Raw genomic sequence first — 15,550 nt, forward strand, 5'->3', positions numbered from 1 at the left:
CAATTGATACAATTTGTTTAATGTAATAATTGAAAATGTAGAGTTGGGGAGAAGTAGACACGTTTTAAACTCGGGAGAATAATTATAATGAAAGCTAAATTTACACGGACTCTCGTTCATTTTGCTGTAACAACTGCTATTACAGCAACCACAATGAATGCTCACAGCGCCGAAGAAGCAACATCAACACAAACTCAGCAGCAAATTAAAGAACCAGCCATTGAACGCATAGCCGTTACTGCAAACCGTCGCTCACAAGATCTACAGGAAGTATCATCATCAATCACTGCACTAGGGGAGGCTGATATAGCCCGTGCAGGTATTATTGATGTTACGGGTCTTGAGCAGGTTGTACCGGGTTTACGTATGGGGTCATCCGGTGGTGAGGTTCGTCCTGCAATGCGCGGCGCACGCACTAATGAGGTGGGTGTAGCAGGCACCGGTATTGCTGAGCAAATAGTCGGTATATTTCAAGATGGTATTTACGTACCGACTACCTCATCTGGTTTAGGAGCATTGGTGGATGTGCAGCGCATAGAAGTGCTGCGTGGCCCACAAGGTACTCTATACGGACGTAACACCTTTGCTGGCAGTATTAATATAATTACTAATCAACCTGTTTTTGACGATTTACTGGGGAGTATAAAAGTTGAAACAGGGAGTTATAACCGCAGTGCTTACGAGGGTATTATAAATATACCTGTAAGCGATACGCTCGCGACCCGTTTTGTAGTGGCCTCTGAACGTCACGATGGCTATATCAATAACTTAGTGATTCCAGGGCCTTCGGATGATTTACGCGAAAAAAATCAGTTTTATATGCGTAATGTCACTAAGTGGCAACCAAACGATAAGTTTAACGCAACGGTACGTTTTGACTACTCGCGTAAAAACTCAAACTCAGAAGCTATTTGGGGCTATCAGCAAATTGCGGGTTACCAAATAAGCGAAACGTCACCTGGCTCCGGCATATTTGATCCTAACCCTACAATTACAGCTGGGCATATTTATCAGCCAAGTGATACGCAACATGACGACCTTGGTCCATATGATGTTTATCGCAATAGCTTTTCGCTTGATAAACAAGAAAGCTTTTCGACCACAGTAGCACTTGAGTGGTATACCGACTTTGCTGATATTAAGTGGACGACTAACTATTCAACCCTTAACGGCAAGCAATACTACGACAACGACTATAGCGATGGCGGTATTGATTTTGTAGGTGGTTTTGGGCGAGTGGACGACCAAAAAACATTATCGTCTGAGTTACAGTTTGCATCAAATAATGACGACTCTGATTTTTCGTGGATTGGTGGACTTTACTACTTTGATCAAGAAGCAGATTGGAGCTGGTTATCGCATGCAGATACAACAGGTGATGGTGTATCAGACTCTGTCGTTGTGCCTTCGTGGGGGAATCCAGATTATGACCCGCATACAGCTAAATCTATCGCAGCGTATGGGCAGTTACGTTATCAAATTAGTGAAGACTTACGTATTGTAGGTGGTTTACGTGTAAACCAAGACGATAAAACGTTTACTGGTGATGTCATTCCCGATTGGGATGATTCTGCAATGTTATATAAAGCAGCTGCAGAGTACGATATAAACAAAGACATAATGGTGTATGCAAGCGTCGCCACTGGTTACAGAACGGGTGGTGCAAACGATTCGCGCGTGGTAGCACGTGGTGCAGACCCCCTTTATGATAACGAAGATGTTATTTCGTATGAAATGGGTATGAAAAGCTACTTGCTAGATGGTGCAATGCGCTTAAATATATCGGTATTTATGAATAAGTACGAAGACGTAAAAGCACAGTTGTTTGCAACGTCATGTAACGATACAACAACGGGAGATACCGTTTTAGAATGTGTGTCTGCAGGTACAGCCACAACTTTCGAATATTACGAAAATGGCGGTGACGTTGAGACTAAAGGCCTTGAAGCCGACCTTCAATGGGTACCAATTGATAATTTAACGCTTACCGGTACGTTATCGTTATTGGATAGCGAATTTGCTGATGGTTACGCTGTGGGTAACGAGCAACTTCGTCCATTACTAGCACTTGGTAACCAAGGTGGCCGCCAAGATATAAACGATAATTCTAGCCAATTTAGTTTTGAAGGCTGGCGACCTGCAATGGCACCAGAATACAGCATGGGGCTTTCGGCGCGTTATGAGTTTAGTTTAGGGGGCGATTCGTACTTAGTACCGTATATTCAAATGAATTACTTAGACGATTACTACGCGTTTGATACAAACATCCCTGAGGTAAGAGTAGATGCGCATTTAATGGCTGATGCGCGTTTAACCTGGTTTATAAACGACAGCGTACAGGTTGAAGCATACGTTAAGAATATTGGTGACAAAGCCATATTAACGCGTGGTGTGGTGCATTCACAAATTGTTGATGGTTTGCCAGCTAACTCAGTACAAGCAAACTGGAGCAACCCGCGTACGTGGGGTGCGAGCTTGAAATACCAGTTTTAAGGTTTCCTAAATGGCCGCATGGCCATAACTTTCAGCCAGCTAATAAATTTATTAGCTGGCTTTTTTATTTAAAAAAAGCTATCGAATTAGTTCGCACTGAGCATTAGTATCATATTTGGCGAGTATTTTTTTGCATTCATCCAAGGCTCTTGTATTTGCTTTAGATTGTGAGCTGTAACCCTCTGAAAAGCCATAAAACTCGCCACCATTTTCGGTTTTCCCTAGTGCGAATGCTTTTCTGCCAGCTCTTGACTCGAATGTGGTTAATGCATTTACCGTCGCTACATTATAAGTACTTGAGTCACACAAAAGCGCGTTAGGTTCTACTTCACATAATGTAGGCGTAGATTGGCAGCCAGTTAAAAGTAAGACGATACCGATACTGAGATACTTCATTTATTGTCCTTAATTATTATAATTTGAGGTTTAATGTACCTAAAAAAGTTAAAATTATAAACAAAAAAAGCGCTCAGTGAGCGCTTGAAGGGAAGTAATAAGTGTTTACAGTGCGAATTGCTGATTTAACGCGAGGGTGTCAAATTGCATTACTTCGCTTGATATTAGAGTGTTAGTAATTGTAATAACGGTGAGTATTTGTTGGCGAACGCGTACGTTTTTAGCATTAAAAGTACCATCGAGTGTCCAGCAAATTGTTGCTTGGTTTAAGGCACTGTCAAACTGTACGGTTTCTAATTGGGCGTAGCATCTGCTTAGGGTTTGTGAAAGCGCTAAATGGCAATTTAACAGCGCATCTTTTGATTGTGTTTCGTTACTGCCAGCAAGAATAACGTCTGCATTTTTAGCATAAACACTTTCAAAATTAGTTAAGTTATTAAGCTGCCAAATTTGCCACCAATTATTTAATGTTTCGGCGGTTTGCGTTGGTAATTCACAAATATCACTGGGCGTTGCATGAAAGGTCGTTGGGTGCAGCTGGTTATCTAAATCGCAAACCATAATAGGGTCGCTTTTAGGTAACTTAGGGATCACCAGCGTATTATTACTTGCCTCACCTGTAAATTCGTTGTTAGCCAATAATAGCGTATCAACAACACATTTCACTGATTTTATGAAGGTATTATTGTGCTTAATTACAAACGAAAGTCTTACTGGTTTTAGTAATTTTTTAGGTTGTAATATCAGCTGTAAAGTCTCAAGTTCCTGGCCTTTACTGTGCGTTTTAGATATTAATTCTGATACGCCATATTGCGCCAAAAAATCAAGCCATAGCGGTTGTGCTTGCAATGACCCCATCGCGGTAAAGTGATGTTGTTGCCAACGGCTACTACGCAACAATTTACTTGAAATAGTTTTAATATCTGCTTTGGTGTATAAATCGATAATTGCGTTGATCATGCATTTACCTCCAATTCTGTTTGGCTATTTAATGCGTGTGATCTAAATAGGTTTGCGAGTAGCGCAACTTCGTCAAAAACGGTGACTTCTTCAATAATCTTTTGATTTTTGATACGTAAATGTGAGGCGCCTAACACAAAATAAGGAAGATTTTTTAGCTCACTTAGTTCATCGCTTTGTGGATTGAAATGCCCTGCAAGTGACCAACGAATAGCAACATCTGTGGTGCTCTCACCAAAGGGGGTAACTGCTAAGTGATCGACGGTTAGTTTGGCATCAGGGCAATTGGCAAAAAACTGTATAAAGACACCATTAATTTGTGCAAGGCCGGTTGCCATTCTGCCACTTGGCCATTGTTGTGTGGCCGTTAAGTTATAAAACTCGTGTATTTTAGCAAATTGCTTTTGGTTAAATAACGTATCTAACCAGTTATGCGCAAATGCGGCCAGTTCACCGTCTAAAATTGGAGTGCTTGGCGTGCGATGATCAATTGCTTGTACCCGGGTAAACTCTTCATCAAGCCATTGTATGTGTTTTTCTTTACTTGGTATTTTGGCCATGTGCTTGGCTACATTTATAATATTAAGGCCAAGTTGTTTAACTAAAAAGCCGTTGTCGCGTACTAGCCATTCTTTTACTATTTTATTTTCAAAACAAACGCAGTCGGCAATGGTTGTTACTCGGCCTGTTTTATTGGTAGCTGGGCCAAATTCTGAGTTACCGGTATTACTCATTACACTGCTAATTAAGTGTGATGAGTAGTAATGCTCATTACCGTCTTCTGAAAAAATGACGTTTTCGCCAATAAGGCTTCTATCTGGGAATGCGGCAATGGTTTTAAGCGTGCCTTGAATAACATCTTCAATATTTTCGCCGTAAGCACCAAGTGTAAAAACAGGACATACATCAGCGTAATAGCGATAACATAAACCAATGTTTTTTTGCTCCCAAATGCGGTGCGTAATACGTAAAATGTAATCAACAATATCAACAAACTCTTCGTCAAACCCTACAAGCGCTTGCTGTTTTTTACTTTGCGGATTTAATACGCTCGATAAAGGCAGCCAGTAAGGTTGGGTAATTGTGTTTTGTGTGCTCATAAGTATCTCTTAGTTTGCTGCTGCTATTTTATTTTGCATTTGCTCGAATATATCAATACCCATTCCCTCTAATAAGTGAGGAATATCGATAGCGACCCAGTTCTCTTTTAAAATACCGTTTTCGCAGCGCCAAAAATCCATAACACGCGGAAACAGCTTATTACCCGATGCAGGTAAACCAAGCCAGTCATCCCCTGTATGAGTGCCGTACATATGCGGCCAACCGCCCGTTGCTACAAAGTTGTCGTGGCTTACTAAGCAGAGTGTTTTATTGATCCCACGATCAGGGAACCCTTTTAAGAATGGAGCTTGGTGGTGTTCTCTAAAACCACTAATGCCTCGAGTTGTTCCTATACCTGCAGGGCCATACCAAATAAAATCTGGGTGCCAGTATTTTTCTAAATTGATGCTGTACAGATCTTTACCATCGTAGCGGCCAAGCTCAGTAAGCATATCAATTACGAGCTGTTCGTTGGCTTTACTTAGTTCGTCGTTTTTAGCTGTAGCAGGCACACCATCAAGTGTAGTGGGGGGCATTATTAAACCCGGATAACCTAAGCTTGGACGCAGCGGGTTTACACCTACTTGGTTCATTACATCGATTAAATCTAAAAAGGTATAAACGTTAATTACTTTATTGTTTTCTATTTGAGCCATTTCGCTATAGCGAATAAAAATACTTTTACCGGTGGCTGGAATACCTAATAACGGTTTTGTAAATGTGCCGGTAAAGTAGCCTGTTGCACATATCCATTGCTCGCCTTTGTAGTCGCCCTTAATAGAAATAAAGGGTTTACGTTCTATATCGGGTAATGAGTTTTTAAGCACACCAAAGTAATTATTAATTACATTTTGTTTAGATGTAATTGGTTCAAAAGGGTGGCTTACCTGCCATTGAACGGTATCAGCAAGCAATGCTTGATTTGGTAATTTTGCAGCGCTGAAGTTTTCAAAAAGTTGTTCTAAAATATTCATTTATTTCACCTTATACAAAATGTTCAAATAACATGAGAGACGCGAAGCTCACTACAAAAAAGCCAAGTAACCAGTAGTTTATTGAGTCAAATTTACCAGGGACCAAATACCAGCCGTTTTCTTTTTCTGGTCGGTTTTGCTCTTTAAATACTTTTAACTGGCCTTTAATTGTGTACTCGTTGTACTCCTCTTGAAAACCATCAAAAGCGATACTCAAAACAATACTAAACACTACACACGTTAGGGCACCAATTGCACAATACCAAGGCCATGCTATATCGGTGTAAAGGGCGCATATTGCAACGGTTACAAACGATACTAATGTGCCAATAAGTAGGCCTTTTTCGGTGGTGTGCTTAGAGAAAAATCCTAGTGCAAACATACCTAGCTGAGCACCTACAAAGTATGAACCTACCTTGGTGAGTATTTCTAAAATAGAGCCTTCGCTGTAAAGGTGATACATAATGGCGGGTACAATGATGATGATTGCCCAGCCAAGGGTAAATAAACGTGTTGCAGCTAAATAATGTGCGTCGTTTTTTTCAGGTGCAAAATACTTTTTGTAAAAGTCGATAGTACTAATTGTTGAAAGCGAATTAAGCGCTGAATCAAGGCTCGACATAGAAGCAGCCATTACTGCTGCAGCTATAATTCCCATTAATCCTGGCAGACCATAGTCGGATGCAAACTGTAAAATAATTAGGTTGTCGTTTTCAAATGTGCGTCCGCCGTAATAGCTGTAAAACAACACGCCCATAAATATAAAGAACAGGTAAATAAAGAATGCAATAAAGCCCATTAGTAAGTACGACTTTTTAGCATCCCCAATATTTTTAGCTGCAAGGGTACGCTGTACCATCATTTGGTTAGTACCATAAACGGTGATGTGATAGAGCGACATTGCTAGTACGCCAGACCAAACGGTGGTGACTTTTGTGAAGTCAAACGAGAAATTAAGAGGGTCTAACTTGCCTTGTGCTTTTAATTCAGTAAGGGTTGAGCTAAATGAGCCATCCATAGAGGTAATAAGTGCATACATAATAATGCCGGCGCCAATAAATAATATTGCCGATTGGATTACATCGGTCCATATTACGGCAGTTATACCTCCAAGCATGGTATATATAAGCGCGATAATAGTGACTAAAAATATGGCGGTAATAACGTTAATATCAACAATAAAGGCAAGTACTAAAGAGGTTGCATAAAGTACGGCGGCTGACCCCATCGTTTGTGAAATAAGCCAGATTGTTGATATTAAAATACGTGCCTTTTTACCAAAACGACGTTCTTGGTATTCGTATATTGAGGCGACACCCGCGTTGTAAAAAAACGGGAAAAACAAACACACAACAGCCACTATAACGAGTGGGTAGTTTAAGTGTATGGCAATAACCGATAAACCTTCTTTGTAAGACCACGCTGGTGCACCTAAAAAAGTAAGCGCACTAACATAGGTTGCCACTACTGATATACCAATAGCCCACCAAGGTGTATTTTTTCGGCCAATATAAAAATCATTAGCACTGCTCACCTTTTTACTTATTACAAACCCAAGTATGAGGTTTGCAATAATGTACCCGATGAGAATGCTCCAATTCAATAATCCAAAATCATTCATAATTAATCCTGTTAGATTAGGTATTACGGGCTAATTAGCCTATTTATACTTTTTATTTTGAATCATCATGAATCACTTTGACTTCGAAGTCAATTGTCATTAGTATTATTTTAAATCGATTTATAACTTAGTATTTACAGGCTTTTAATTACTCTTTAAATAGAATACATTTTAGCAATGCGTATTTATTTGCGGTTTAAGAGTGTTAATTTGATTGCGCAAACAACAAGGGAACATCATGGCAGAAATAATTAATAATAAGCAGTTGGTTCGTCAGTTTCATGCTGCATTAGAAAAAACGCAAGGTAATGATTTAAATGCTGTATTTAAAGAATACTTGGCAGATGATTACAGTTTTAAAGGTGTGCATCCGTTTAATGAATTAAATAATGCCAATGATGTAATTGAGCATGTTTGGCAGCCTTTATTCCACTCTTTTAAAGCACTTCAGCGCCGCGAAGATATTTTTATTGCAGGGCAAAGCGAAGCTGATGGCGGCGAGTGGGTAATGAGTATGGGCCACTTTATGGGCTTGTTTGATCGTGACTGGTTAGGTATTGCGCCTTCTCATAAATTGGCGACAATTCGCTACGCTGAATTTAACTGTGTTAAAGACGGTAAAATTATTCAAACTGGTTTTTTTGTCGATATTATTGGGGTTATGCTGCAAGTAGGCTTAAACCCGTTACCGCTCTCTACAGGGCAGTATTTTACATACCCAGGACCACGTACACACGATGGCGTGCGATTAGGTAAGGGTAGCGATGAGCAAGGTACGCGAACAATGAACTTGGTTAATCAGATGATTGATAACCTAACCGCGCTTAATCAAAGCGGTATAAATACTTGCCCACCCGAAGTGCTTGCAAAAACATGGGACGAGAACATGGTTTGGTATGGCCCTGCGGGGATTGGCGCTACATATACAATTGAGCGTTATCAGCAACAACATATGTATCCGTTTAGGGAAGGGTTAACGGGTAAAGTATTTAATGGCCATATTTGCCGGTTTGCTGAAGATGAGTATGCATGCTTTTTTGGTTGGCCAAACTTAACAAATACCGCCATTGGTGGCTTTTTAGGATTACCTGGAGCTAATACTCCTGCCGATATGCGCGTGGTTGATGTATATCATCGTGAAGGTGACAAATTAGTTGAAAACTGGGTAATCATTGACTTACCGTATTGGTTAAAACAACAAGGTTTAGATATTTTAAAACGCACGCAAAGTATTGCAAACCCGAGCACTTAATTTTTTCAAGTTATAAAAAGCTCTGTAATGACAGAGCTTTTTATAACGGTTATATAAAAGGCTACGGAGCAAAGCTTAAGTAGCGCGCTTTAGTTAGTTCTTTCATTCGGGCAAATATATCTACGCCAATTTGATTGTACACATCGAGTATATCTATCAGCACCCAGTTTTCACGAATTAAATTGTTTTCGGCTCGCCAAAAGTCGAGGCTACGCATAGTTATTTGCTGATTTGCGGGTGCAATACCTAACCAACCACCGTTACTAATAGTCATGCTCATACCTGGCCATGCAGTAAAGCCTACGTAGTTTTCATCGGCAAATAAATAACCTTTATTAGCATCGCCTACACGATTGGGGAGGGCATTTAAAAACGGGATTTGATGCCAATTTCTAAAGCCTTTTATACCGCGTGCAGTGCCTATTGTGCTTGGTCCATACCAGCTACAATGCGGATGCCAAAATTGATCTAGCTTCATGGCTTCAATGCCACCTTTAGCATAAAATCCAAGATGCTCACACATATCGCCCACAAGCTTTAAACTTTGCGCAGCTTGTTCGCTATTATAAGGACGGGTGATTAACCCATCCTGTGTGGCAGGCCCTGGGACATGCCACTCTTTCCCTAAACTTGGAGACAGTGGCCATACGTTTGCTTGCATCATTACTTCGGGAATATCCCAAATAGTTTGTAATTCCACCACTTTATTATTTTTAATGCGATAGAACTCATGAAAACGCATGCTTACTTGATGCCCTGTGGGTGGAATGCCTAGCCATGGTTTTTCAAATGAGCCAGTATAGTATCCACAGCAGCCAACCCAATCAGAGTCGTTTATTGAGCTACCCGCCATTACAATGGTATCGCGGCGTTCAAGGCCTACAAATGCATTGCTAAGGGGGTTATAAACATCTTCAATTAGTGCATTAGGGTTTGCAAGTGTTTCAAACGGGTAACAAAGTTGTATTAACGCGTCATCAGCAAATAAGTTTGTCACTTCTTTTTTGAGCGTGTTTATATCAAAGTTATAAAGTGCATTTCTAAATTTTTTAAGTAACTCTTTATTTTTATTATGAATACTCATATTTTTGATTCACTTGTAGCTGATTCAAAGTCTGCACGTAATTGCTTAGCACCACTTAGTAAAAAGCTATGATCAGAGCCTAATAAATAAAAGCTTACGCCTAACGACTGCCAATGACTGAGCTCACTTAAATTACCAACAAACATGCCACAGCATTTATTATATTTTGCTGCTGCGTTAGCTATTTTAGTAACAGCATCAATAACAACAGGGGCGCTCGGGTTGGTTTCACCGAGGGAAATAGTTAAGTCCATTCGGCCTATAAAAATACAATCTATTTCGTCTATTTGGCACAATTCATCGATGCTCTTAAGCGCATCGGCATCCTCTATTTGAGCAATAATGCAGGTAGATGATTTGTTGGCTGCTAAGTTATCGGTTAATGCATGTGTAGTGTAGCCTGCAAAGCGGCTTGAACCTGCGTAACCTCTACCATTATTACCATAAAAACAGTTTTTGATAATCGCTTTTGCTTGCGCTGGCGTCTTAATATGAGGTAGTACTAAGCCGTCAGCACCGATATCTAAACTGCTCAGTATAGTGGCGTGATCAGTATTACTTACGCGAATAAGGGTCGGCATGTTTTTCGTACGCGCTGCCATAATACAGCTGTCTAAATCGCCTCGATCAAACGGGGCATGCTCTGCATCAAGGCACAGTACATCGAGGCTGGTGTGGGCAAGTACTTCGGTATTATGATAATGAGTACTTTTAATAAAAGTGCCTAATAGTAGCTCTTTATTGTTTAACTTTTGTTTTAAATTCATAATATTGACTCCAACCAATCTAAGAGTAGTGCGTTTAGGGTGTTACTTCTTTCAAGCGGTACGAAATGTCCACAATTACCTAATAAAATAAGATCGCTATTAGGGCAGGCTTTATGCATTGTTTTTTGAATAGTGCTTGGACATAGAACGTCATGCTCACCACCAACAAAGAGTAATTTTTTATTGGTTTTTTCAATAACGTTTAAGGTATCTTCGCGCGTTGCAAGTGCATTTAATTGTGCACTAAAAGCATTAAGGCCAAGCTCATTTGCCATTTTTAATACAAGCTTATTGTGCTCTGAGTTTGGCTGGTGAAAATAATGCGGTATAAAGTCGTGTTTTAGCACATCAGCAGTGCTAGTTGCTTGTGCCCGCTTTATTTGCTTTTGCCTAATAGATGGACGTTCTGGTTTATCTGCCAAACTATTGCTGGAAATTAAACACAGTGACTGTATAAGCTCAGGATCTGATTTTAAAAGTGCAAGAGCAACAATGCCACCCATTGAAAAACCAATAAAAGGGGCAGGCTTTAGAGCTATAGTTTTAGTAAGCTCAGCCATTTGTGCAATGCTTGTTTGCTCTGTAAAGGGAATAACGTGAGGAGTATAACCCGCATTTTGCAGAGCAATTATTTGCGCTTCAAACATACGGTGGTTACATAAAGTACCAGGTAAAATATAAACAGGATTTTTGGCCACAAAAATTCCTTAACTTAACGTGTTTTAATAGAGTTCCCTGTTATCAATGAACCAGTGAAAACTCGTGCTTCAGCAGCTGCTTGAGGGTTTTCAATACGTTCCATGAGTATATCTACAGCGGCTTTAGTTAGCTGTTTCATAGGTTGTTGTATTGTGGTTATTTGATAGTTGTACCAAGACGCAGCACTAATACCATCAAACCCTACCACCGACACATCGTCGGGTACGCTTAAGTTTAAGTTTTGTTTGATTTCATCAATTACGCCAATGGCCATTACATCATTACTGCAAATAATGGCATCAGGTAGGGGGTTTGTTTTTAACCAATCTTCTAATGCACTTCGTGCTGATTTATAGCCATAATCACCATAAATAACAGGCGTATTTTGGATACCTAAAGTGTGTAAATAATTTTGAGCTATTTCGCGGCGCTCGTTAGCAACGTCAGAATCTTCTGGGCCAGCAATAATTAAATACGACTTATGGTTAGATTGGTGTAATAAATCAATTAGCTGTTTAATGCCTTTATCGTGATTACAGCAAACTGTGTTTGCATTCGATTCAGGCACATTACGGTTATAAAGCACAATCGGTGTGCTGTGCTTGGCAAATAAATCTAAGCTTTTACTATCAAAGTGAGCCGCTAGAGCAATTACGCCATCAACCTGAAAGGTCCAAATGTTTTCGAGTAATTCGTCTAGTTCGTCTGCGTCATCAAGAGTAAAGAGCAGCACTCGTTTATTATTAAGTGCCAACTCTTTATTAAGCTCAGAGAGTACCTCAGGGTAGTTCAAGTTTGCTCGCGATGACAAAATAACCGCGACCATACCAGACTGTTTAGTGATCAACATACGGGCAATGGCATTAGGGCGATAGCCCATTTCATTGGCTGTTGCGACTACCTTTTCGCGGGTTTTTTTAGACACGCTAAATCCGGGTCTAAATACACGCGATACCGCCGATTGTGATACACCCGCTTCGCGGGCTACATCATATGAGGTGACTCGTTTTTGCTTTGACAATGATTTATTTCCTATATCGTCTTACTCGTATGTCTGCTTGTTCTTTGTGGCCAGCGAACCCTTCTGCAGCACATAAACGTGAACAATACTCACCAACAACAACCGAGGCTTCTTCTGTTACTCGTTGGAAAGTACATGTTTTTATGAATTTTCCTACCCATAGCCCACCAGTATAACGCGCTGCTTTACCTGTGGGTAGTGTATGGTTTGTACCAATACATTTATCGCCATAAGAAACGTTGGTTTGCGGCCCTAGGAACAATGCCCCATAGTTTTGCATGTTTTCTTTAAAGTAGTCGGTATTGCGAGTCATTACTTGTACGTGTTCAAATGCAAGATCGTTAGCAACGTCAATCATTTCCTCGTAGGTATCACATACAATAACTTCGCCATGATCTTTCCATGCCACACTTGCAATATCAGCAGTAGGTAATATGGTAAGTTGCCTCTCTACTTCAGCCATTGTATCAATTGCTAATTGCTCAGAGTTAGTTAGTAAAATAGCGGGAGAAGTAGGACCGTGCTCTGCTTGGCCTAGTAAATCGGCAGCACATAGTTCGCCATCTACACTGTCATCAGCAATAACGAGTGTTTCGGTAGGACCTGCAAATAAATCGATACCAACTCGGCCAAATAACTGTCGTTTAGCCTCGGCTACAAAGGCGTTACCAGGTCCTACAATCATATCTACTGGGGCAATAGTTTGTGTTCCAATAGCCATTGCGGCAACGGCTTGTACACCACCGAGGCAGTAAATTTCATCTGCGCCTGCCATGTCCATTGCAACCACAATTTCTGGTGATGGCTTGCCATTAAAAGGCGGAGCCATAGCTATAACACGTTTAACACCGGCTACTTTAGCCGTTAATACACTCATATGAGCAGATGCTAGTAGTGGATATTTTCCACCTGGTACGTAACAACCTACGCTGTCCATTGCTAAATGTTTATGACCAAGCGTAACGCCAGGTAGCGTCTCTACTTCAACGTCTTTCATTGAGTCGCGTTGAATTTGAGCAAAATTACGGACTTGGCTTTGTGCCCATTTTATATCGTTGATTAATTGATCATCAAGCTGTGCGTAACATGCTTTAATTTCGTCAGCAGAAAGTTTGAAAGACTTCGGAGTCCACTTGTCGAATTTTTCAGAATATTCACGAATTGCTGCATCACCTTCAGATTCAACGCGCGTTAAAATATTTTCTACAATATCTCTTACTGACTGATTTTGTTCTTTTTTTGAGTCATCAGGCTGACCTTTTTTTAAATGCTTTATCATTTTTTATATCCTTAGTGATTAGTTTTTTTATACACTGTTGATGAGACGTACTGGTTAAATAATGTCTTGCATCTGGGGGTACTCTAATTAATAATGACTTCGAATGCAATATAGATTTTAGGTGAACAAATGGGATTTGATAAAACTCTTTTACTTGGTAAAACCATTTTGATAACGGGTGCAGGTAAAGGGATTGGTAAATCATGCGTACAAAAGTGTGTAGATGCGGGTGCAAATATAATTGCTGTGGCGCGTACAAAACACGATTTGGAGCAGCTCAAGCAATATGCTCCTTCGCAAATAGAAATCTGGCCGCTTGATATAAACAGTGATGCTTTTTATGAGCGTTTACGCGGACTTTCTAAATTAGACGGTTTACTTAACAACGCAGGTATTAACCGTGTTGCGCCAATGCTTGAGCAAACCGATGAGAACATTGACGATGTTATTGCGATGAATATTCGCAGTGTTTATCGAATAAGCCAAGCGGCATTACCGGCCTTAATCAACTCTGGTGCCGGTGCTGTGGTTAATATGTCATCGCAAATGGGATTTGTAGGCTCGCCTAATCGCACTTTGTATTGCATGAGTAAACATGCAGTAGAGGGGTTAACAAAGGCGCTGGCAGTTGAACTTGCAACGCAAAATGTACGTGTTAATACCGTTGCTCCTACGTTTGTTGAAACCCCAATGACTAAGCCCATGCTTGAAAATCCCGATTTCAAAAAATTTGTTTATGACATGATCCCAATGAAAAAAATTGCTCAAACGGATGATGTCGCAAATGCTTGTGTATTTTTACTGAGTGAACTGTCAGCAATGATCACAGGAACAAGTATAAAAATTGATGGCGGCTGGACCGCTCAGTAATTAATTTAGGAGAGAATAATGAGTTTATTTGCAGATCGCTTAGTACGATACGATGATTTAATTCCGTGTAAGAACGCCTTTATTGATACGCGATCGCTTGGTAGTGATCAAAAAGAAAATTTTACTATTATAGGTCCAGGTGTTGCAGAGAACCCTAATCAGCATGTGCATATTTCCATACCTCATGGGTTTAATATTGGTGGTGCTCGTCAACCTGCTGGATGCTTAAACTCGCAGCATAGCCACTTAACAGAAGAAATATTTGTTGTACACAGTGGCACATGGGCATTTTATACCGGTGTAGGTGGTAAAGATGCCAGGGTAATTTTAAATGAAGGCGATATTATTTCGATTCCTTTAGATATTTTTAGAGGATTTGAAAACGTAGGTGATGGTATAGGTTACTTGTATGCAGTACTTGGCAGTGACGATCCTGGCAGAGTGCTTTGGGCTCCACAAGTATTTGATATGGCAAAAGAGTTCGGTCTTATTTTGCTAGAAAATGGCAGCTTAGTAGACACAACGCTCAATGAGAAAATCCCAGATGGGGTAAAACCAATGGCTGTTACAAGTAGTGATCAAATAGCGCAGCACCGAGTAATAACAGACGAAGAGCTTGCGCAAACAGTGGTCAAGGCACGAGATTTTAATTGGAACAAGCACTCTTACTTAAGCCAATCCGAAGGTGTTTACGAAGCACCGTTAGTTGGTAATTTAAATGCTGATACGCTTATTCAAACGCAATTAAATTGGGCGCATGGATTTAATATATCAGCGTTAAAACTACAGCCAAATGCAAAAATAGCAAAACACATTCGTTTTGAAGAAGAGGTTATTTTTGTTCATCAAGGTAGTTTAACCATTGATTTAGGCGATGAAGTACTAACGCTTACTCAAGGTGATACATTTTCAGTCCCTATTGAACATAGCCGAGCGCTTAGTAATGAAGCGCAAGGTGATTGCATTATGTATATCACTCGCAGAAATGATGCGCCAAAAGATCCGCAATTTATTTAAACTCTAATGCCATATG

The 15,550-nt window shown here is 40.2% G+C and carries 14 protein-coding genes; 4 read left to right on the forward strand and 10 right to left on the reverse strand.

The window, feature by feature from the left end:
- Positions 1-87 precede the first annotated feature (87 nt).
- Positions 88-2,493: a TonB-dependent receptor gene (locus GQR38_RS11725; protein ID WP_165721630.1), complete on the forward strand. Its 2,406-nt coding sequence runs from the start codon at positions 88-90 to the stop codon at positions 2,491-2,493.
- A 78-nt stretch (positions 2,494-2,571) separates the two neighbouring features.
- On the opposite strand, the gene GQR38_RS11730 is transcribed toward GQR38_RS11725, so the two are convergent.
- The 5 genes from GQR38_RS11730 to GQR38_RS11750 all read right to left on the reverse strand — a co-directional run bounded on the left by GQR38_RS11730 (position 2,572) and on the right by GQR38_RS11750 (position 7,545).
- Positions 2,572-2,889 carry a hypothetical protein gene (locus GQR38_RS11730; RefSeq protein ID WP_010553716.1) on the reverse strand — a complete coding sequence of 106 codons (318 nt, stop codon included), beginning with the start codon at positions 2,887-2,889 and terminating at the stop codon, positions 2,572-2,574.
- A gap of 105 nt (positions 2,890-2,994) precedes the next feature.
- Positions 2,995-3,849: a hypothetical protein gene (locus GQR38_RS11735; protein ID WP_165721631.1), complete on the reverse strand. Its 855-nt coding sequence runs from the start codon at positions 3,847-3,849 to the stop codon at positions 2,995-2,997.
- Positions 3,846-4,949 (reverse strand): ester cyclase, encoded by a 1,104-nt coding sequence (locus GQR38_RS11740; protein WP_010553714.1) that lies wholly within the window; start codon positions 4,947-4,949, stop codon positions 3,846-3,848. Before GQR38_RS11740 ends, GQR38_RS11735 begins: the two co-directional genes overlap by 4 nt.
- Before the next feature lie 9 nt (positions 4,950-4,958).
- Positions 4,959-5,924: an ester cyclase gene (locus GQR38_RS11745; RefSeq protein ID WP_010553713.1), complete on the reverse strand. Its 966-nt coding sequence runs from the start codon at positions 5,922-5,924 to the stop codon at positions 4,959-4,961.
- A 10-nt stretch (positions 5,925-5,934) separates the two neighbouring features.
- Positions 5,935-7,545, reverse strand: coding sequence for a sodium/solute symporter (locus tag GQR38_RS11750; RefSeq protein WP_010553712.1), 1,611 nt, complete (start codon positions 7,543-7,545; stop codon positions 5,935-5,937).
- Positions 7,546-7,783: 238 nt separating this feature from the next.
- Between GQR38_RS11750 and GQR38_RS11755 the strand changes: the two genes are divergently transcribed.
- Positions 7,784-8,797, forward strand: coding sequence for a nuclear transport factor 2 family protein (locus GQR38_RS11755; RefSeq protein ID WP_010553711.1), 1,014 nt, complete (start codon positions 7,784-7,786; stop codon positions 8,795-8,797).
- Positions 8,798-8,858: 61 nt separating this feature from the next.
- Here the strand turns inward: GQR38_RS11755 and GQR38_RS11760 are convergent, their stop codons facing one another.
- Genes GQR38_RS11760 through hisD form a run of 5 tightly spaced genes read right to left on the reverse strand, consistent with a single transcriptional unit; the run spans position 8,859 to position 13,647 of the window.
- The gene (locus tag GQR38_RS11760) at positions 8,859-9,881 is read right to left on the reverse strand and encodes an ester cyclase (protein ID WP_165721632.1); all 1,023 of its coding nucleotides are present in this window, start codon (positions 9,879-9,881) and stop codon (positions 8,859-8,861) included.
- Positions 9,878-10,648 (reverse strand): aldolase/citrate lyase family protein, encoded by a 771-nt coding sequence (locus GQR38_RS11765; protein WP_165721633.1) that lies wholly within the window; start codon positions 10,646-10,648, stop codon positions 9,878-9,880. Before GQR38_RS11765 ends, GQR38_RS11760 begins: the two co-directional genes overlap by 4 nt.
- Entirely contained in the window at positions 10,645-11,346 is a 702-nt protein-coding gene (locus GQR38_RS11770; RefSeq protein WP_165721634.1) for an alpha/beta hydrolase, read from the reverse strand. The genes GQR38_RS11765 and GQR38_RS11770 overlap by 4 nt, the downstream gene beginning before the upstream one ends.
- A gap of 14 nt (positions 11,347-11,360) precedes the next feature.
- Positions 11,361-12,368: a LacI family DNA-binding transcriptional regulator gene (locus GQR38_RS11775; protein ID WP_010553708.1), complete on the reverse strand. Its 1,008-nt coding sequence runs from the start codon at positions 12,366-12,368 to the stop codon at positions 11,361-11,363.
- Positions 12,369-12,372: 4 nt separating this feature from the next.
- Positions 12,373-13,647, reverse strand: a complete 1,275-nt coding sequence (gene hisD / locus GQR38_RS11780; RefSeq protein ID WP_165721635.1) for a histidinol dehydrogenase — start codon at positions 13,645-13,647, stop codon at positions 12,373-12,375.
- Positions 13,648-13,776: 129 nt separating this feature from the next.
- Here hisD and GQR38_RS11785 point away from each other — a divergent pair, with 129 nt between their 5' ends.
- On the forward strand, positions 13,777-14,517 hold the full coding sequence (locus tag GQR38_RS11785) for an SDR family oxidoreductase (RefSeq protein WP_010553706.1): 741 nt from the start codon (positions 13,777-13,779) through the stop codon (positions 14,515-14,517).
- Between the two features lie 18 nt (positions 14,518-14,535).
- Entirely contained in the window at positions 14,536-15,534 is a 999-nt protein-coding gene (locus GQR38_RS11790) for a cupin domain-containing protein (protein ID WP_165721636.1), read from the forward strand.
- Positions 15,535-15,550: the final 16 nt, after the last annotated feature.

Source organism: Pseudoalteromonas sp. c7(2019) (genome assembly GCF_011378625.1).
In the GTDB taxonomy this organism is placed as follows: Bacteria; Pseudomonadota; Gammaproteobacteria; order Enterobacterales; family Alteromonadaceae; genus Pseudoalteromonas; species Pseudoalteromonas arctica.